General features: G+C 63.4%; 16 protein-coding genes. 2 read left to right on the forward strand and 14 right to left on the reverse strand.

Annotation, left to right across the window (positions count from 1 at the left end):
* Positions 1-16 precede the first annotated feature (16 nt).
* The 9 genes from HWX09_RS24880 to HWX09_RS24920 all read right to left on the reverse strand — a co-directional run bounded on the left by HWX09_RS24880 (position 17) and on the right by HWX09_RS24920 (position 10,007).
* Positions 17-781: a DUF1120 domain-containing protein gene (locus tag HWX09_RS24880; RefSeq protein ID WP_034185264.1), complete on the reverse strand. Its 765-nt coding sequence runs from the start codon at positions 779-781 to the stop codon at positions 17-19.
* 89 nt (positions 782-870) lie between these two features.
* Positions 871-1,095, reverse strand: a complete 225-nt coding sequence (locus tag HWX09_RS24885; protein WP_155257299.1) for a hypothetical protein — start codon at positions 1,093-1,095, stop codon at positions 871-873.
* A 162-nt stretch (positions 1,096-1,257) separates the two neighbouring features.
* Complete coding sequence (locus tag HWX09_RS24890; RefSeq protein ID WP_051421334.1) at positions 1,258-1,575, reverse strand: H-NS histone family protein; 318 nt, start codon at positions 1,573-1,575, stop codon at positions 1,258-1,260.
* A 494-nt stretch (positions 1,576-2,069) separates the two neighbouring features.
* Positions 2,070-4,529 (reverse strand): TonB-dependent receptor, encoded by a 2,460-nt coding sequence (locus HWX09_RS24895; protein WP_155257298.1) that lies wholly within the window; start codon positions 4,527-4,529, stop codon positions 2,070-2,072.
* A 32-nt stretch (positions 4,530-4,561) separates the two neighbouring features.
* A complete protein-coding gene (locus tag HWX09_RS24900; protein WP_080681224.1) occupies positions 4,562-5,572 on the reverse strand; it encodes a FecR domain-containing protein in 1,011 nt (336 codons plus the stop codon).
* A 45-nt stretch (positions 5,573-5,617) separates the two neighbouring features.
* On the reverse strand, positions 5,618-6,112 hold the full coding sequence (locus HWX09_RS24905; RefSeq protein ID WP_027782140.1) for an RNA polymerase sigma factor: 495 nt from the start codon (positions 6,110-6,112) through the stop codon (positions 5,618-5,620).
* 511 nt (positions 6,113-6,623) lie between these two features.
* Positions 6,624-7,226 (reverse strand): methyltransferase domain-containing protein, encoded by a 603-nt coding sequence (locus tag HWX09_RS24910; RefSeq protein WP_027782139.1) that lies wholly within the window; start codon positions 7,224-7,226, stop codon positions 6,624-6,626.
* Positions 7,227-7,520: 294 nt separating this feature from the next.
* The gene (gene poxB / locus HWX09_RS24915; RefSeq protein ID WP_027782138.1) at positions 7,521-9,242 is read right to left on the reverse strand and encodes a ubiquinone-dependent pyruvate dehydrogenase; all 1,722 of its coding nucleotides are present in this window, start codon (positions 9,240-9,242) and stop codon (positions 7,521-7,523) included.
* A gap of 237 nt (positions 9,243-9,479) precedes the next feature.
* The gene (locus tag HWX09_RS24920; RefSeq protein WP_027782137.1) at positions 9,480-10,007 is read right to left on the reverse strand and encodes an Lrp/AsnC family transcriptional regulator; all 528 of its coding nucleotides are present in this window, start codon (positions 10,005-10,007) and stop codon (positions 9,480-9,482) included.
* A 149-nt stretch (positions 10,008-10,156) separates the two neighbouring features.
* Here HWX09_RS24920 and mdeB point away from each other — a divergent pair, with 149 nt between their 5' ends.
* Positions 10,157-12,886, forward strand: coding sequence for an alpha-ketoglutarate dehydrogenase (mdeB, locus tag HWX09_RS24925; RefSeq protein WP_027782136.1), 2,730 nt, complete (start codon positions 10,157-10,159; stop codon positions 12,884-12,886).
* Between the two features lie 60 nt (positions 12,887-12,946).
* Here the strand turns inward: mdeB and HWX09_RS24930 are convergent, their stop codons facing one another.
* The 3 genes from HWX09_RS24930 to HWX09_RS24940 all read right to left on the reverse strand — a co-directional run bounded on the left by HWX09_RS24930 (position 12,947) and on the right by HWX09_RS24940 (position 14,531).
* Positions 12,947-13,420 carry an RES family NAD+ phosphorylase gene (locus tag HWX09_RS24930; protein WP_027782135.1) on the reverse strand — a complete coding sequence of 158 codons (474 nt, stop codon included), beginning with the start codon at positions 13,418-13,420 and terminating at the stop codon, positions 12,947-12,949.
* The gene (locus HWX09_RS24935; RefSeq protein ID WP_027782134.1) at positions 13,417-13,920 is read right to left on the reverse strand and encodes an antitoxin Xre/MbcA/ParS toxin-binding domain-containing protein; all 504 of its coding nucleotides are present in this window, start codon (positions 13,918-13,920) and stop codon (positions 13,417-13,419) included. Before HWX09_RS24935 ends, HWX09_RS24930 begins: the two co-directional genes overlap by 4 nt.
* Before the next feature lie 110 nt (positions 13,921-14,030).
* Entirely contained in the window at positions 14,031-14,531 is a 501-nt protein-coding gene (locus HWX09_RS24940) for an Lrp/AsnC ligand binding domain-containing protein (protein ID WP_027782133.1), read from the reverse strand.
* Between the two features lie 196 nt (positions 14,532-14,727).
* Between HWX09_RS24940 and HWX09_RS24945 the strand changes: the two genes are divergently transcribed.
* Positions 14,728-15,744, forward strand: coding sequence for a 1-aminocyclopropane-1-carboxylate deaminase (locus HWX09_RS24945; protein ID WP_027782132.1), 1,017 nt, complete (start codon positions 14,728-14,730; stop codon positions 15,742-15,744).
* A gap of 197 nt (positions 15,745-15,941) precedes the next feature.
* Here the strand turns inward: HWX09_RS24945 and HWX09_RS24950 are convergent, their stop codons facing one another.
* Together HWX09_RS24950 and HWX09_RS24955 are read right to left on the reverse strand one after the other, a co-directional pair.
* Positions 15,942-16,940 (reverse strand): hypothetical protein, encoded by a 999-nt coding sequence (locus tag HWX09_RS24950; RefSeq protein WP_027782131.1) that lies wholly within the window; start codon positions 16,938-16,940, stop codon positions 15,942-15,944.
* Between the two features lie 119 nt (positions 16,941-17,059).
* Entirely contained in the window at positions 17,060-17,887 is an 828-nt protein-coding gene (locus HWX09_RS24955) for a hypothetical protein (RefSeq protein ID WP_027782130.1), read from the reverse strand.
* Positions 17,888-17,992 lie beyond the last annotated feature (105 nt).

The following is a 17,992-nucleotide window of genomic DNA, read 5'->3' on the forward strand; positions in this document are numbered from 1 at the left end:
TGCAAAACCCCGAACATCAGATATAGAAGATCGTGACGGTCGCGTTGCCGTCGAGCGGGATATTTGTGTTCAACGGAAGGGCGCTCGTGTTGTTGATCGTCGGCGTGACGTACAGATTCGCCGTGAACACCTTGCCCATCGTCGGTGCGGTAGCGCTGACGCTTGGAATCCAGGTCCAGTAACCGCTCGGATTCGAATACATCTGAACTGCGTTGGCTTGCGAGTAAATACCGAAGCTGCCCTTGCCGTCCGCGCCGTAGGTCGCCCCCACCGCACCTGCCGTCCCGTCGACGGCAAACGTGTCCGCGGTGATCGAATACACGCCCACGGCATTGTTGTTCGATGCCGTACCGAGACCGTAGGCCAGGTAGGTCGGGCAGGCGGACGCACATTTCGCGACGGTGCCGCTGTTCAACTGCAACGTCACGTTGCTGCCGGACTTGATGCTCGCCAGGCTCGCGGCACGATTGTCCGCAACCCGGATCGCGATCTGCGTCGGCGCGGTACAGGACACGGTCATCGGAATGGCAGGCGACGTATTCAGTGCGGTGCCCGTTGTCGAGTCAGCATTCAGCGAAGCGCTGCTGATGGTGCCGAAATCCGCTTTCCCGCCACCTTGCAGGGTGACGCTGCAGGTTCCGGGAACGAGCGCCCCGGTCACGGCGAGCGTGCCCGTTGCCGTCGATGCAACCGGCGCCCCCGAAGATGCGGCGAAAGCCGTCGATGCGCTTGCAAGCAAGGAGATCGCTGCAAGCAGGGTAAATTTCTTGTTGAGTTTCATTTCAACCGTCCACATGTCGATCAAATTTGTTCATTCAGAAAAAACCACCAATGAAATCCGGCCACCTCCTTGAAATAATCAGTTTCATGTCACGACGACGGATTCGATGCGTCGCCATTTAGACCAAGTCGATTCAGCAAGTCCTCCGTGGATGTCGATCTCCGATTGACAATCGATATCTTTGCGGCCAACGTCACGTTGTCGAGCTTGACGATCACGCTTTCCGCCACTTCGTTGTCGATCCAAAATCCACTCGCTTCGTCCATCAACGCCCGCTGTAAAGCCTGGATTCTGACTTCCCGAAATGTACTCACGTCTCATTCCTCAATAGCGTCCGCCACCAATCTCCGTCTTTCAGAATAAAAAATGCGCATTCGGGGTAATGATGCGCAAAAGTGTCCGGTTACGAGGATTACCGGACACGGCCAAAGTGGTATAAACCTCGAAGTCTCAATGCACGAGGAACTGCGGCGGCATTATTCACACCTTCCTTCTGCTACGCCGTTCCACGTCACGTCCGTCGACTCGAGTTCGAAATCTCGCCTATTCTTGCCTTTCAACCAGAGCGGCTCACGCCCTCGGCCACTCCACACCGCCCCGCTTTGTGGATCGAAGTATTTCGGTTTGATTTTTCGCTTCTTCCCACTAGGAAAAAGCTCCTCCGAATCGAAGTTAAATTCTTCGATCGCAAGCATGATTTCGATGAGGATCTCGTCACGGACCAGCGCACGGTCCCGGGCGATCTGCGCCTCCAGCTCACTTTTCCTTTGTATATATCTGGTGAATTTATCCATCACACGTCCGACGATATGAATCTGCTCCGATCTTCAGCGCTTAACCAAATCCTTAACAGAATGACGATCTGAATCACCGACATGTCGTCGCCACCCCGTACAATCAGGAATCCATATCGATTTCCATGGAGTTCAAGCTTTGAATCGATGCACCGCCTCCTCACTGCCCTGCCGAGTCCGCCACGGGGACACTCAATCTTGATCAGACATACGCCGGTGCTGTACGAACGTCCAGCCGGCGTGACGAGCCAACTGTCGATTGCCATACGAGGTCGTTTCGTCGTCTCTATATGCAAAGGCGAATGACGGAGGAAAACGGACCAGTCGATTCGGATCAATAATTCCTATCGAGTTGCCGCCGTTGATTATATTTTTGGTTTCAGTGACTGCATCTTCCTTGGTCCGAACCGAGACTGTGCTGCTAGCGGTGGCATTCGGCATCCATGCCGTGCGACACGGTACCGTTGCGGCCCCTTGCTGGTATGAAATCCGATCTAGATATCGCGGCGTGCCGTCAGATAGACCAGTCTACCTGGCTGCAGAAACGCTTGATTGTCCGTTGCACCAGACTGGTAGAGCACGCGATCAAATACGTTCTTGATGCTGAGCGTGGCGGACCAGTGCTTCGCCCGATACCAGATGCCGAAGTCGGTTTGAGCCTGCCCCGGCAAGCGATTGCCGCTGTCTTCCCTGACGAATGTTTCGGTACGCGCCAGCACACCGACGCCCCCGCCCCATCCCGTCAACCGTTCGCCCTGAAGATCGTAGGTCAGCCACAACGAACCCGTGTGACGTGGCAGACCTGGGCCGCTTTGCACCGCATTGTAGGCGTAGCTCGCATTGAGGTTGAGACCGGGCAATAACCGCCCGGTGGCGCTTGCCTCGACACCTCGGGTCACCTGTCCACCTTGCAGATCGACGAGGCCGGTACCCGGGATTTGCTGAACGACGGTTGCCGACTCGGTTCGAAACACGTCCGCGGTCAGCGCCAGGTGATCATCGAGCAGATTCGCCTTCACGCCCGCCTCGACGGAATGTCCCGAATACGGCGGCGGCGTCCTTCCTGTTGTCAACGTATAGCCGCGTCGCGGATAGAAGCTGCGCATCGAGCTCGCGTAGACGGACAAGGTGTCCGTCAGTTCGTAAAGCACGCCGAAATTGGGTAGCCACGCATGCTGGGATGCCGTTCCGGGCGTCTGCGACTTGCCATAGGCGAGGCTGGCCGTAACATGCAACCGCCCCCAGGACAATTGATCTTGCAGATACGTGTTGCTGAAGTAATTTTTCCCGGGATCGTCGTAGACGAACGATCCGTTATATGGAGGCAATACAGGGCTCGGAAACGGTGCGGCTAGCAAACTGTTTCCACCGGCTGGGATACTTGAACTTTCCCAGTTCACCGAATACTGAAACCCGGCAAGTACCACATGTTTGACGGGTCCAATCGAGAATCGCGCATTCAAGTTGTTGTCGGTCAATACATTGAATGCATGGTGATCGCCGGCCAGCGCATTGAAGTAGGCCGAGTCAGGAGTCGCAGCAAAAGACACCGGCCAGTATCCGGTATTCGAGTATTTCTCGATATAGCGCGAATAAACGGTGCGGCTTTCGATCGAAAAGATCTCGTTGAATCGATGCTTGAAATCGACGTCGACGTCGTCCGACTGGACGAGTGTCCCGCCAGGCTGCGTTGTCGGCAAGGACACTTTCGCCGGAGACCCGTCAGGGCCGAACAGCGTCGTCGCATTGAGCGGGACGTCCTGCACCTGATGACGGTAGCCGATTACGATCGACGTGCCAGCGGATTTCCAGCTCACTGACGGTGCGACGTAGAGGGATTTGGAGCCATCGTAACCATACGCGCTTTCGCCGATTCTCTCGGCCGCCAGGACAAAGCGATAAGTCAGGCGCTTATCGCCGCCGACCGGGCCACCCAAGTCGATCGCCTGTTTCCAGTCCCCGAACGAGCCGACCTGTATCGTCACCTCGCGAACCGGCTTTTCGGTCGGCTGCTTGGTCACGACGTTGACGATCCCGCCCGGATCCATCGCGCCGGCCAGAATGGAGTCCGCCCCCCTGAGCACCTCGACCTTCTCGATGCCGTCGATCGGGATGCTCAATGCGCCGGCGACCTGCGAACTCAGCCCGAGCGCGGTCGGCAGACCGTTGACCGTCACCGGCGCATTGAATCCGCGGATGGTCGCCTGGGCCTGGACGCCGCCATAATTGCTCGTCGTCACGCCGCCGAGATAAGCGAGCGCATCAGATACCGACTGTGTACCCTGACTCTCGAGCAACTTCTGGTTCAGAATCTGAATCGACTGCGGAAGTAGTACGATCGGTGTATCGGTGCGAGTCGCCGCGCTCGATGATTCGCTCACGAAGCCCAGCTCGTCGGAAATCGCGCGCGCGTTGACCTCGATGGTCGGCAACACGGAATCAGCCGACTCCGGCAGCGCCGGTTGTGCCACCGAAGACGACGCCTCGATCACATAGGTCTTGTCGCCGCGTGCCACGGCTTTCAGTCCGGTGCCGGCCAACAGGCGATCGAGCGCGTCTCGCAATGACATTTGCCCCGATACGGCCGGCGCTTGCCGGCCCGCAACGAGCTTGTCGGGCGCGAGAATGTTGACTCCCATGGTGCTCGCTAGACGCACCAGTGCGCTACTCAGCGGCTGTGCGGGCAGTTCGACGGCCGATTGAGCATAGAGCGGCGAACTGAACAGTATCCACAGTGCGGCAGCGACGCGCGCCGGCAACTCCATCCTGTTGACCGCTCCTGTTTTTCCCATGCTCGCCCGCCCCACTTCGTACCTTTGCACCTGATCGACGCGACACTCGCGCCGCGCACCTCCTTTATCAATGAGGCGAACGAGACGCAGAAAGGGACCAGTCGGCAGCCTGCAATTATTTTTACCAATAGCCGCCGTCGATAGCGGCGGCAGTTCGCACACGGGCGGTCACCCAACGCATACCGTCGAGCGTATCAACGACGCGGCGCAATCACGGCCGTACCCGTCGGCTGAATTTCAACGGTCACCGACACGACGCTCGATAATGTCTTCAGCAGCAAGTCCGGGTCCGCACTGGAAAACCCGCCCGTCACGCGATAGTCGCCCACCCGTGCATCGGCGAGCACGATCGGCTGCTTTCGATAGCGCTGCACTTCCTGGACGACATCCCGCAACGGCGTCCCGTTGAATTGCAGGCGGTTGTCCTTCCAGCCGACCATCGCATCGAACTGTTGTTGGCCCTGAAGTTCGACGTTCCCCACGCGATCGGCGCGTGCGGCCTGGCCGGCCTGCAACGGTACCGGCGCGGCGCCTGCCGACGCAGTCAGCTCGACCCGGCCTTCCAGCACGGCAACGTCCACGCCATCGGTCATTTTCCGTACCGTGAATCGCGTACCGATATCCCGGACGTTAGCCGCGCCCACCGACACGTCGAACGACCGCACCAGGCTATGGGCAACCGAGAACAGCGCCTCGCCCCGCTGAATCGTCGCATCACGCGAGCGCAGGCGGTTCACGAAGATCAATTCCGTGTCGGTATTGAGCGTAACGTGACTACCGTCGTCGAGTGCGACATCGACGTGCTCGCCGATCGAGGTTCGCAAGTGCTGGCTCGTCAGGATCGGGTTGACGATCCAGAGCGTCGACATTGCGCCAAACAATACGAGCGCGGCGCCGTAGGTCGCCACGCGAACGCCCGTGCGCCGGCCGCTCGGCGCGGGCCGGGAGATTCGCTCTTCAGCAGGGGTAGGAGGGTGAACGGCGGGACCTACGTGCCGCTTGTACAGTCGGCCGAGGTCGTCGCTCAGCGCATCGACGACGCGCTCCGCCGCATGATGATCAGACAGGTACTGGCGCCGTTCCGGAATATTGCCCGCCCACGATTCAAGCTCGATTTGCGCGCGCGACTTCTCCGCCTCGCTACCGAACATCAGCGAAACGAGCAAGTCATCGGCTTTGTCTATCTCGGCCTGGGTAAGTGGCATGTCGACTGTCAACGGCGGCCCCGTGCAACGCACGCGATTGTGCACTTATAGCACAGCGTCCCGACACGCTTTCATTGCCTGAACCAGGTACTTCTTGATGACGGTCGGACTGATGTCCATTTCCTGCGCTGCCTCTTCGTACGAGAGGCCATGCAGCTTGCAAAGCACAAATGCTTCGCGGCACCGGGGCGGCAATCCGTCCAGCGCACGCGTGACCTGCTCGAGAGACTCGCGCGCGATGCATTCGCGCTCCGGCGTCACATCGGAACGCACGAGCCGGTCAAGGCCTTCGTCACCGACGTCTTCGCACAATTGCTGTGGGAAAAATCGTCGGCGTCGCGCTGCGTCGATCTGCAAATTATTCGAAACATGGAACATCAGCGCAGCCGGCGACCGCACTTCGTTCTGCTGGGCGTACCGAAGCGCCACCTCGAACGAAGCCTGCGCAAGATCGGCAGCATCGTCGCTGCTCAGCCGCCTGGAAAGGTAGCGGCGCAGGTCGCTGTAACCTCGCAGAAGCTCGTCCAGCACGCCAGACATTTATCGCCCCGTTCGTCGATCGATTGTCATGGGGCGCCGAAAATCCCTAGCGACCCCGCCCCTTTTTAACCGCAAGTACACCCTTTTGTTCAGAGTGCCTGTACCTGAACGCGCTCATCATCGCGCGGCGGCAGAATCGTCCCTGCACGGAGATCAACGATCCCTTGTCTCGTATGGAGAATATCGCGTAAAAACCTTACACCATGCATACTGGATTCTCTCACAAGACTAATCCATCACTGTCAACAATTGAAAATTGGCTTTGACGATTCAAGTCGAGACAGTCCAGTCAATACAGAGAACATTTAAATCGACGCCGGCTCTGACCGCGCACGACCAAACGTACAACATCATCTGCCGGGAAAACACGGCACCGTCGCAGAAAGCATCGTACGCGCTCGGAATCCAAGCCGACGGAGCCGTGGCCGCAGAAATGCATGCCGCAACTCCCACGATCTAGGCGTTCGCTGCGCAGCGCGTTGTCACAGCATGACAACACGGTCGCATGATGTCACTGCTCAGCGAATCTCGACATTTCGGTCGCAGCATTGCGCACGGTCACGATGCGCGCCGGCGGAAAATTTGCCCAGACGATCCGGCTATTGCAGGCAACAAATGCCGAATCGCCGAGCGGATGACGGCCGGGCGGGCGCAGATCATACGTAAATTGAATCATCACGCCGTCGGCCGACAGCACGCGGTGACATTGACCGACGATCGCCGCCACGTCCTCACGCGGCAGCGTGCGCAGCGGCAGGCACGACACGATCGCGTCGACCGTGGCGCCCGGCGGTAGCAGCCGCTCGAGCTGCCGCGCGTCGCCCGACACGATCGAGATTCCGGGAAAGCGTCGCCACAGATGCTGCACGAACGCAGGCGAGCGTTCGACTACCACGAGACGCCGCGGCGCGACGCCGCGTTCCAGCAGCGCCGCGGTGATCGCGCCGGTGCCGCCGCCGAGTTCGACGACCAGCCCCTCGCCGTCCGGCACCGCGTCGGCCATCTCGCGTGCCAGATGCCGCGAACTCGGGCACAACGCGCCCACCGCGGCCGGCCGGCCGACCCACTCGCGCACGAACAGTGCCGAGACACGCCATGCGTTCGGCCACATCATAGGCGAGCCTCCGGCGCTTGCGCGGTCAGCGGCGGCATGCCGATGACTGCGCGGGACTGGGCTACGGCGATACGGGCAAGGTTCATGCGCATCCTCCTGGGCAAATCGGTCCGCCGCGGGACACGCGGCGATCAATCGATTCTAGGAAACGCAAACTTAAGGTGACGTGAAGATTGTCCCTGATTCCCCTGACAAATTCGTGCCAGATCAGCCGCCGAGCGCCGATCAGCGATCGACGCGCTGCTGCAAGTGCGCGGGATAACGCTCGGCTCGCCGCACGCCCCCGACACACCGTCACCGCAGGTTGGTTCTCGCGAGTTCGACGATCTCGTCGCCGCGCCCGCTGAGGATCGCGCGCAGCATGAACAGGCTGAAGCCCTTCGCATGCGCGAGCTCGATCTTCGGCGGCATCGCGAGCTCGTACTTCGACGTGACGACGTCGACCACCGCCGGCCCGTCATGCTCGAACGCCGTGCGCAACGCGTGCTCGACGTTCTCCGAATGCTCGACGCGCACGCTGAAAATACCGGCGCCCTTCGCGATCGCCGCGAAGTCGGTCGGGCTCAGGTCGACGTTCGTGTCGAGATAGCCGGCCGCCTTCAGCTCCATCGACACGAAGCCGAGCAGGCTGTTGTTGTACACGACGATCTTGATCGGCAGGTTGAGCTGGCGCGCGCTCAGCAGATCGCCGAGCAGCATCGACAGCCCGCCGTCGCCGGACAGCGACACGACCTGCCGCCCCGGGTGCGCGCCCTGCGCGCCGAGCGCCTGCGGCATCGCATTCGCCATCGACCCGTGGTTGAATGAGCCGTGCAGCTGCCGCTTGCCGTTCATCGTCAGGTAGCGTGCGGCCCACAGTGTCGGCGTGCCGACGTCGGCCGTGAAGATCGCGTCGTCGGCCGCGACTTCGTCGACGATCTTCGTCAGGTACTGCGGATGGATCGCGCGGCCCGGCGGCTCGGCCACCGCGAGATCGTCGAGCCCCTTGCGCGCGGCCGCGTAGTGCTTCAGCGCATTCTCGAGGAAGCGCCGCTGGGTCTTGCGCGTGAGCCGCGGCAACAGCGCCGCGATCGTTTCCTTCACGGTGCCGACGAGCCCGAGCGCGAGCGGCGCGCGATGGCCGAGCTGCGAGCCCTTCCAGTCGATCTGCGCGACCTTCGCGTTCGACGGATAGAACGGTCGGTACGGGAAATCCGTGCCGAGCATCAGCAGCGTGTCGCACGATTCCATCGCGTGATAACCGGAGCTGAAGCCGATCAGCCCCGTCATCCCGACGTCGAACGGGTTGTCCCATTCGACGAACTGCTTGCCGCGCAACGCGTGCACGACCGGCGCGCCGAGCGTGTCGGCCAGCGCGACCACTTCGTCGTGCGCGCCCTGCGTGCCGCTGCCGCACAGCAGCGTGACCGCGTCGGAGCCGTTCAGCAATGCCGCGAGCCGGTCGAGATCGGCATCGGCCGGCAGGATCGACGGCGGCGCCGATTCGCTCCACGCCGGCACTTCGTCCGGGCCGTCGCCGAGCGCGATGTCGCCCGGCAGCACGATCACCGCCACGCCGCGTTCCTCGATCGCGGTGCGCATCGCGCGCGCGAGCACGCGCGGAAACTGCGACGCGTTCGTGACAAGTTCGGCGAAGTGGCTGCACTCGCGGAACAGTTCCTGCGGATGGGTTTCCTGGAAGTAGCCGAGCCCGATTTCGGTCGACGGGATGTGCGCGGCGATCGCGAGCACCGGCTGGTGGTTGCGGTGGCAGTCGTACAGCCCGTTGATCAGGTGCAGGTTGCCGGGGCCGCAACTGCCCGCGCACACCGCGAGCCGCCCGGTCGACGCGGCATCGGCGCCGGCCGCGAACGCGGCGCTTTCCTCGTGCCGCGTATGCATCCAGCGGATCGCCCCGATCTGGGCCAGGCTGAACGACAGGCCGTTCAGGCTGTCGCCCGTCACGCCCCAGATGCGCTCGACGCCCGCCGCAGCCAGCGTTTTCGCCAGGTATTCCGCCATCGTCTGTCTTGCCATCACGCCCTCACTCGTTGATTGATCGAGACATGCATCAACCGGCCGTGCGCTCGTGCGCATCGCCGACCGGACGAGCATACGCGACTGGCCCGCGCCGCGTCGCGACGGTGCAAGCGGGCCGACTCCCGTAGGAGGGGCACGCACGCGATTGGTTCGATCCGACGCCGCGCCGCGCGGCCGGTGTCATCGTTTCGTCACCGTCGCGCAGGCGAACGGACAGGCTGGCTGGCGCCGCGCTCAGCTCCAGTCGGACGCCGACTCGTCCGGATCGACGAGCGTGAGTCCCGCCGCCGGCAGCGGCAACGCGGTCTTGTAGCGCACCTGCTTCAACGCGAAGCTCGACCGGATGTTCGATACGCCGGGAATGGTCGTGAGACGCTCGATGATGAAACGCTCGAGCGTGCGCATGTCGGGCATCACGACGCGCAGCAGATAGTCGGCGTCGCCCGACATCAAATAGCACTCCATCACCTCGGGCCGCTGCGAGATCGCTTCCTCGAAACGCTGCAGCGCGTCCTCGACCTGTTTCTCGAGGCTGACCTGGATGAACACGTTGATCCGCAGCCCGAGCGGCTCCGGATCGAGCAGCGTGACCTGCTGCCGGAACAGCCCGAGCTTCTCCAGCGCACGCACGCGGTTGAAGCACGGCGTGGTCGACAGGTTCACCGCGCGCGCCAGTTCCGCGTTCGTGATCCGCGCGTTCTGCTGAAGCTGGTTCAGGATGCCGATGTCGATGCGGTCGAGCCGCTTGGGGGACGCGCTCATGGTTTGAATATTCCTTCCATCATGACGATGACAGAATATTTACACTATTCCGCAGCAAATTCCCAATGAAATCAGACGCCTATTCTGTCGATCGACGCGTAGCATGAGTCCCATTGATGCGCGCCTCCGCCGGCGCGCGGGAGACTCACATGACGGATCTGTCGAACGGTATCGAACACGCGCAGCGCGCGGCCCTCGCGCGCGTCGACGCGGACCCGGAAGAAACCGCCGAATGGCTCGACGCACTCGATGCGGTGGTCGCGCACGTCGGCCGCGACCGCGCGCAGTACCTGTTCGACCGGCTCGCCGAGCATGCGCGCGCGAGCGGCCTCGCGTCGCCGCGCACGCCCGTCACGCGCTACCTGAACACGATTGCGCTCGCCGAGCAGCCGCCGTATCCGGGCGACCTCGATCTCGAGGAACGGCTGTCGGCCGCGCTGCGCTGGAACGCGCTCGCGATGGTGGTGCGCGCGAACCGCGCGTACGGCGAACTCGGCGGCCACATCGCGAGCTATGCGTCGGCGTCCGACCTGTTCGAAACCGGCTTCAACCATTTCTTCCGCGCGGCGGCGCCCGCGGGCGGCGACGCATCCGGCACGGCCGGCGGCGATCTCGTGTACTTTCAGCCGCATTCGTCGCCGGGCGTCTATGCGCGCGCGTATCTCGAAGGCTTCCTCACCGAGGAGCACCTGAAGCATTACCGCCGCGAAATCGCCGGCCCGGGCCTGTGCTCGTATCCGCACCCGTGGCTGATGCCCGATTTCTGGCAGTTCCCGACCGGCTCGATGGGCATCGGCCCGATCAACGCGATCTACCAGGCGCGCTTCATGCGCTACCTGCGCGATCGCGGACTCGCGAATACGGCGGGCCGCACCGTGTGGGGCTTCTTCGGCGACGGCGAGATGGACGAACCCGAATCGCTCGGCGCGCTGTCGCTCGCCGCGCGCGAAGGGCTCGACAATCTCGTGTTCGTGATCAACTGCAACCTGCAGCGGCTCGACGGCCCCGTGCGCGGCAACGGCCGCGTGATCGACGAACTCGAAGCGCAGTTCGCGGGCGCCGGCTGGAACACGATCAAGGTGCTGTGGGGTTCCGACTGGGATCCGCTGTTCGCACGCGACCACGCGGGCGCGCTCGCCCGTGCGTTCGCCGAGACGGTCGACGGCCAGTTCCAGACCTTCTCCACGAACGACGGCGCATACAACCGCGCGCGCTTCTTCAGCCAGGACCCCGCGCTCGAAGCGCTCGCCGCACAGCTCACCGACGCGGAAATCGACCGCCTGCGCCGCGGCGGCCACGACGCGCGCAAGCTGCACGCGGCGTATGCACGCGCACTCGCGCACCGCGGCCAGCCGACCGTGATTCTCGCGAAGACGATGAAGGGTTACGGGATGGGCGCCGCCGGCCAGGGCCGGATGACGACCCATCAGCAGAAGAAGCTCGACGTCGACGATCTGAAGGCGTTTCGCGACCGCTTCCGGTTGCCGCTGTCGGACAGCGACGTCGAACAGTTGAAGTTTTACAAGCCAGCGGAAGACAGTCCGGAAATGCGCTACCTGCATGCACGCCGGGCTGCCCTGGGAGGCTATCTGCCCAGAAGGCGGAGAGCGGCGTCGAAGGGGCTGACCGTCCCTTCGATGCCGGCCTGGGGAGCGTTCGCGCTGGACGCGGCCGGCCGCGAGATGTCGACGACGATGGCGCTCGTGCGCATGCTCGCCGCGCTGATCAAGGATCGCGACATCGGTGCGCGCGTCGTGCCGATCGTCGCCGACGAGGCGCGCACGTTCGGCATGGCCAGCCTGTTCCGGCAAGTCGGCATCTACTCGCCGTTCGGCCAGCGCTACGAGCCTGAGGATCTCGGCTCGATGCTCTATTACCGCGAGGACACGCGCGGCCAGATCCTCGAGGAAGGCATTTCGGAAGCGGGCGCGATCTCGTCGTGGATCGCGGCCGCGACGTCGTACAGCGTGCACGACCTGCCGATGCTGCCGTTCTACATCTACTACTCGATGTTCGGTTTCCAGCGCATCGGCGACCTGATCTGGGCCGCCGCCGACCAGCGCTCGCGCGGCTTCCTCGTCGGCGCGACGTCGGGGCGCACGACGCTCGGCGGCGAGGGGCTGCAGCACCAGGACGGCAGCAGCCATCTCGCCGCGTCGACGATTCCGAACTGCCGAGCGTACGATCCGGCGTTCGCGTATGAAGTCGCGATGATCATCGATGCCGGCATGCGCGAGATGGTCGAAGCGCAGCGCGACGTGTTCTATTACGTGACGGTCACGAACGAAAACTACGCGCAGCCGTCCGCGCCGGCCGGCGATCCGCACGCACTGCGCGAATGCATCCTGAAGGGCATCCATCTGCTGCCGGCCGATTCGAATGCGGGAGCGCGCGTGCAGTTGCTCGGCGCGGGCGCGATCCTCGGTGAGGTCATCGCCGCGCAACGGATGCTGAAGGACGACTGGGGAATCGACGCGGCCGTGTGGAGCGTCACGAGCTTCACCGAACTGCAACGCGACGGGATGGAGGCCGAACGGCTGTCCCGCCTCGACGACGCGCCTGTCGTGCCGTACGTCGCGCAGGTGCTCGCCGCATCGCGCGGGCCGGTGATCGCCGCGACCGATTACGTGCGCGCGGTGCCCGAACTGATCCGCGCGTACATACCGCGCCGCTACGTGACGCTCGGCACCGACGGGTTCGGACGCAGCGACACGCGCGATGCGTTGCGCACGTTCTTCGAGGTCGATCGCGCGAGCATCGTGCTCGCCGCGTTGAAGGCGCTGGCGGATGAAGGCGAGATCGACGATGCCGTCGTGTGCACCGCGCGCGAACGGCTCGGCAAGGCTCCGCGGTCGGACCTCGCGCCATGGCAATGCTGACCGGGCGATACGAACGGGCGGCGGCCGACGGTTGTTCGTCGACCAGCGCGATACGACCGCCTAGCCGAAGAGACGAGGGTCCAGCAAGAACGCTTCTTTGTTGACGACTTTCACACTCGATGCAAAATCCGCATGCATCGGGTTCAGCAGCAAATTGAAGTCGGTCGGGCAGACGACTGACGGCACGCGCATCGCCAACTGCTCGCCCGCTTCAAGCCAGGCCTGCCCGATCCGGGCAGTCGACTCCGGATCCTGTGACAATGCCGCCCAATCGCCCGGCAGGTTCGGCTGGTACGCGTCGTCGTGAACGGTGTCGGGCACTTCTAGCGTCACCAGGAAAAATCCGCCTGCGGGAAGCAAGCCGGACATATGGACGAGCGCCTCCAGCAACGACGTCGACGCATGGCAGCAGGTGTACAGCACGCGCATGCCACGAGGATTCCAGCGGCCCCCCGTGATCGCCGCACCGTTCCCGCTCAGGTCGTCCGCCAGATAGCGGCCCTTTCGTTCTTTCGCGAGACGGTACAGCCTCACGCAGCGACCCCGAACTGTGCACGGTTCAGAATATCCCGCACACGGTCGTAGCCAGGCTGCACGTCGAGCACTTCAATCGGCCTCAAACCGTCGAGCTCCGCGTTCGCCCGGCTCATCCATTCCGCTGCCCGCTTGCCATCCTCGAACAGATCGGTGGCGAGATCCAGCACATAGAGCACGCGCGCCACGCGATCGGACTCGCCTTGCGACAGCCGATCATGCTTGGCAATTTTTCGCAGAATGGTCGAGCTGGGCAGGCTCAGTGCATTCAAGAGGGTTTGAACCGGCACACCGAGCAACTCGCGCGCCACGCGCTCGATGATGGCCGCGTCGAAGCCATCGGCGATCGCGCGCCGCTGCGACATCGGCGCCATCCGGCGAAAGGTGTCGAAGTCGCCCGTGCCGGTACCCAGCCCGTTCGCGCTGCCCGTTGCCTTTGCGGCGCGGGACGCGGCCGCCCGCTTGGCCGGCTGGCGGCCCGCAGATGAGGTTGCCGTCATGGCGACTCCCGAATGGGTCAATTAATTCTCCCATTGTATACTCTCAATCGGGAGTTTTCCATTATCCAAATGGCATAGCCGTCGTCACCGGACATCGACGGCGCGCCGCGCTACACCGGCAGCACATGCGTCGACAGAATCTCCTTCAGCACCATGAATGACCGCACCTGACGCACGCCCGGCAGATAGATCAGTTGCTCCGCGTGCAGCCGGTTGAAGCTCTCGTTGTCGCGCGTGCGCACCAGCATGAAGTAGTCGAACTCGCCGGTCACGACGTGGCATTCGACACACCCCGATACCTTCTGCGCGGCCTTCTCGAACGCGGCGAACGCCTCCGGCGTCGAGCGGTCGAGCACGAAGCCGATCACGACGAGCATGCCGGCCCCGAGCGGCTTCGGGTCGAGCAGCGCGACGATCCCGCGAATCATCCCCATCTCCTTGAGCCGTTCGACGCGCCGCAGGCACGCCGGCGCGCTCAGCTTCACCTTGGCCGCGAGGCTCACGTTCGAGATCGACGCGTCCTGCTGAAGCTGCCTGAGGATCGCGCGATCGATGCGATCGAGCGCGGGCGCGGCATCGGCCGACGTCGCCGCCCGTCCACTTAATTTCATTGCGTCACCCTCCAGTTTTTTGAATCCGAATTGCTCGATTGATGTTCGATTCGTTATCAACGTAGGCCGACGATATTTATTTCGCAAGCTCATTTCTCGCCTGCATGCCTATCATTTTTCATCGGGAGACGGCATGCCGGCTCCTCCCGAGCGCACCGATTCCCGGGCACCCCCCGCCTTTCCGGAGACAGATTCGATGAACCTGCAACGCTTCCCCCGTTATCCGCTGACGTTCGGCCCCACCCCGATTCAGCCGCTCAAGCGCCTGAGCGCACACCTCGGCGGCAAGGTCGAGCTGTATGCGAAGCGCGAGGACTGCAACAGCGGCCTCGCGTTCGGCGGCAACAAGACCCGCAAGCTCGAATACCTGATCCCCGACGCGCTCGCGCAGGGCGCGGACACGCTCGTGTCGATCGGCGGCGTCCAGTCGAACCAGACGCGGCAGGTCGCAGCCGTCGCCGCGCATCTCGGGATGAAATGCGTGCTCGTGCAGGAGCATTGGGTCAATTTCGACGATTCCGTGTACGACCGCGTCGGCAATATCCAGTTGTCGAGGATGATGGGCGCCGACGTGCGGCTCGTGGCGGACGGTTTCGACATCGGGATTCGCCGAAGCTGGGAAGAAGCGATGGAAAGCGTGCGCCAGGCAGGCGGCAAGCCGTATCCGATTCCGGCCGGATGCTCCGAGCACCCGCTCGGCGGGCTCGGGTTCGTCGGGTTCGCCGAAGAAGTGCGGCAACAGGAAGCCGAACTCGGCTTCAAGTTCGACTACGTCGTCGTGTGCTCGGTGACGGGCAGCACGCAAGCGGGCATGGTGGTCGGCTTCGCGGCCGACGGGCGCGCCGATCGCGTGATCGGGATCGACGCGTCGGCGACGCCCGAACGCACGCGCGAACAGATCACGCGCATCGCGCGGCATACGGCCGAGCTGGTCAGTCTCGGCCGCGATATCGTCGAACAAGATGTCGTGCTCGATACGCGGTATGGCGGCCCCGAGTATGGCTTGCCGAGCGATGGCACGCTGGAAGCGATTCGCCTATGCGCACGACTCGAAGGCATGCTGACCGACCCCGTCTACGAAGGGAAATCGATGCACGGGATGATCGATAAGGTGAGGCTTAGGGAATTCGAGCCGGGGTCGAAGGTGCTGTATGCGCATCTGGGCGGGGCGCCGGCGTTGAGCGCGTATAGCGAAATTTTTCGTAACGGGTGACGGTACTTTTCGAGACAGTTCGCACTCAATGCCCTCGGTGCCCCACACCGACACGCATACAAATTGAAATGCCGCCGGTGAGCCGGCGGCAAAAGATGCGTCCACGGATGCGGTGCACCTGAGGCACTCGATTCAACGCATGCGGATCATGCTCGACGGAACGACCCGCGCGATGCAGCAGTGCGCAACGCGCCCGCTCAGTTCTGTGTGAGCGGATTTAGCGTCGTGCACAGGAAGCCCGTGCAGTTCTTGGGCGTGAAATAGAACGACGCCATCACCGGCGAGGAAACGCCGAGCGCGATATCGCTCAGATACGCAGCGCCCTGCGCACCGAACGTATTGGCTTGCTGCACGAAGCTCGCGCCGGTCGACTGGATCGCGGCCGACTGGTATGAGAAGGTCGGCGACTGCGTCTGGTCCTTCACGTAGATCCACGAGATCGCCGTACCGAATGCCATCCCGCCCTTCGCGCGATAACCCTTCGTCCCTTCGCTGTTGGCCTGTGCGATGAAGTCGCTGACGCTCGACGTCGGCGCCAGCGCGTCGTACGTGTAGGTCGCATTCGACGCATTGTTCTTCATGTACACGTTCGCCTGCACGGCGCCCACCATCATCGGGCCGAGGAACCAGTAGCCCGACTGGCCCTGCCCGTTCGCCTGTGTGAGGAACGCGTTCGCATCGGCCGGCAGGCCCGTCGTCGTATACGTGTAGGTGGCGGACGAACCGCCATCCTTGCGATAGAGATCGCCGTAAGTGAGCGGTCCTTCGTAGCGGTAGCCGCTCGCCCCTTGTGCGTTGGCCGCATTGACGAAGGACGTCATGTCGGCCGGCGCCGTCTGCAGCTGGTACGTGTAGGTCTGCACGGTGCCGTCGTTCACGAAGATCGACTGCGTGCCGCCGTTGCCCGAAGCGTAGAAGTAGTCACCCAGATACCGATAGCCCTTCGCGCCTTCACTGTTGACCAGCGCCAGGAAGCTCGCCCTGTCGGCCGCAACAGGCTGCGCCTCATAGCGCCAGGTCAGCGTGTTGCCGCCCGAACCGCCGGTGCCGCCGGAACCCGTCCCGCCCGTCCCGCCACTACCGCCGTTGTTGGTCGTGCCCGAACCGCCGGACGCGGCGGGCGAGGAATTGTCGTCGCCACCGCCGCAAGCGGTCAGCGCGAGGCAGGTCAATGCAATCAGTGCAGCGGCTTTCATCGGGATCACCTTTCAAACGAACGGGACGAACGCAGCCAGTGCGCGCGAATCACGCCGCGCGCACCGACCACCATGAATCGGGAATCGAGACTCGGAAATCGGCCGGCGGCCCGGCGACGTCAGTTAACCTGGAGTTGGCCGCCTCGGCCAAGGCCGCCCTTGACGTCCTGCGCCTTGTAGCTGCGCAGCGCGACGACCATCTTGTTGTACGCATCGATGAACGCGACGACCGTCGCCTTGCCTTCCGGCGTCGACGAAAAGCCCGCGAGCGCACCGCCCACGCCGCCGCCGAAGCCGCCCAGCGCCGCGCCGTAGTTGGTCGCCGTCGAGCTGCCTTCCGACGCCGCGATCTGCACCGCCGAGCGCACGTCGAACAGCGTCAGCGTCACGACCGACGCCTTCGTCTGCAGGTGGCCCGCTACAGCCGCGATCGCGCTGTTGCCGATCAGCCCGCCGATCATGCTGCCGATCCCGCCGATCGGCGAGTCGTTGATCACGATCTGCGGCTCCATGTAGTAGTCGGCCGCAACCCGCTGCCCCTTCTGCTGCTTCGAGCCCGCGCGGTATTCGCCCGAGTTGCGCTGCAACTGCGTGATGCGCGACAGGCGCGCGTCGCTCTTCTGGTTGCCGATCGACGTGATCACGAAGCAATTCGACTGCTGCACGGCCAGGCGCAGCAGCGGGTCGATCGTCGTCATCTTGGTCGCGCTGCCGAACGGGCCCCACCAGTCGGCGTTGCGGCCGTCGTCGACCGCGATCGTGCCCAGCGGCGACGTGCAGCGCTGCAGTTGCGAATCGGCCCCGGCGCTCGCGCCGCCTGCCGCGGCACCGGTCACGCCGGCGTTCTGCCCGCCGGGCGTCACCACGCCGCCGCACCCCGCGACGGACGCGCCAAGCGCTGCAGCCAGCGCACCTTGAATGAGACGTTGGGAAAGGTTGGTCTTCATGTTGTTGTCGCTCGATTAGAGTCGTTGTTCGGCTTATGCGTCCGTGCGAACTTCGATAAGCCCCCCCGGCGTGGCGCGCGATGGTGGTCTCCCCGCGGCTGCCCC

Source organism: Burkholderia sp. BCC1208 (assembly GCF_902833095.1).
Classification (GTDB): domain Bacteria; phylum Pseudomonadota; class Gammaproteobacteria; order Burkholderiales; family Burkholderiaceae; genus Burkholderia.

Coding starts and splice junctions, on each gene's coding strand:
- HWX09_RS24935 (WP_027782134.1), bottom strand. CDS start 13,920: ATGACGGCAACCTCATCTGCGGGCCGCCAGCCGGCCAAGCGGGCGGCC.
- HWX09_RS24905 (WP_027782140.1), bottom strand. CDS start 6,112: ATGTCTGGCGTGCTGGACGAGCTTCTGCGAGGTTACAGCGACCTGCGC.
- HWX09_RS24890 (WP_051421334.1), bottom strand. CDS start 1,575: ATGGATAAATTCACCAGATATATACAAAGGAAAAGTGAGCTGGAGGCG.
- poxB (WP_027782138.1), bottom strand. CDS start 9,242: ATGGCAAGACAGACGATGGCGGAATACCTGGCGAAAACGCTGGCTGCG.
- HWX09_RS24920 (WP_027782137.1), bottom strand. CDS start 10,007: ATGAGCGCGTCCCCCAAGCGGCTCGACCGCATCGACATCGGCATCCTG.
- HWX09_RS24940 (WP_027782133.1), bottom strand. CDS start 14,531: ATGAAATTAAGTGGACGGGCGGCGACGTCGGCCGATGCCGCGCCCGCG.
- HWX09_RS24880 (WP_034185264.1), bottom strand. CDS start 781: ATGAAACTCAACAAGAAATTTACCCTGCTTGCAGCGATCTCCTTGCTT.
- mdeB (WP_027782136.1), top strand. CDS start 10,157: ATGACGGATCTGTCGAACGGTATCGAACACGCGCAGCGCGCGGCCCTC.
- HWX09_RS24955 (WP_027782130.1), bottom strand. CDS start 17,887: ATGAAGACCAACCTTTCCCAACGTCTCATTCAAGGTGCGCTGGCTGCA.
- HWX09_RS24900 (WP_080681224.1), bottom strand. CDS start 5,572: ATGCCACTTACCCAGGCCGAGATAGACAAAGCCGATGACTTGCTCGTT.
- HWX09_RS24945 (WP_027782132.1), top strand. CDS start 14,728: ATGAACCTGCAACGCTTCCCCCGTTATCCGCTGACGTTCGGCCCCACC.
- HWX09_RS24950 (WP_027782131.1), bottom strand. CDS start 16,940: ATGAAAGCCGCTGCACTGATTGCATTGACCTGCCTCGCGCTGACCGCT.
- HWX09_RS24910 (WP_027782139.1), bottom strand. CDS start 7,226: ATGATGTGGCCGAACGCATGGCGTGTCTCGGCACTGTTCGTGCGCGAG.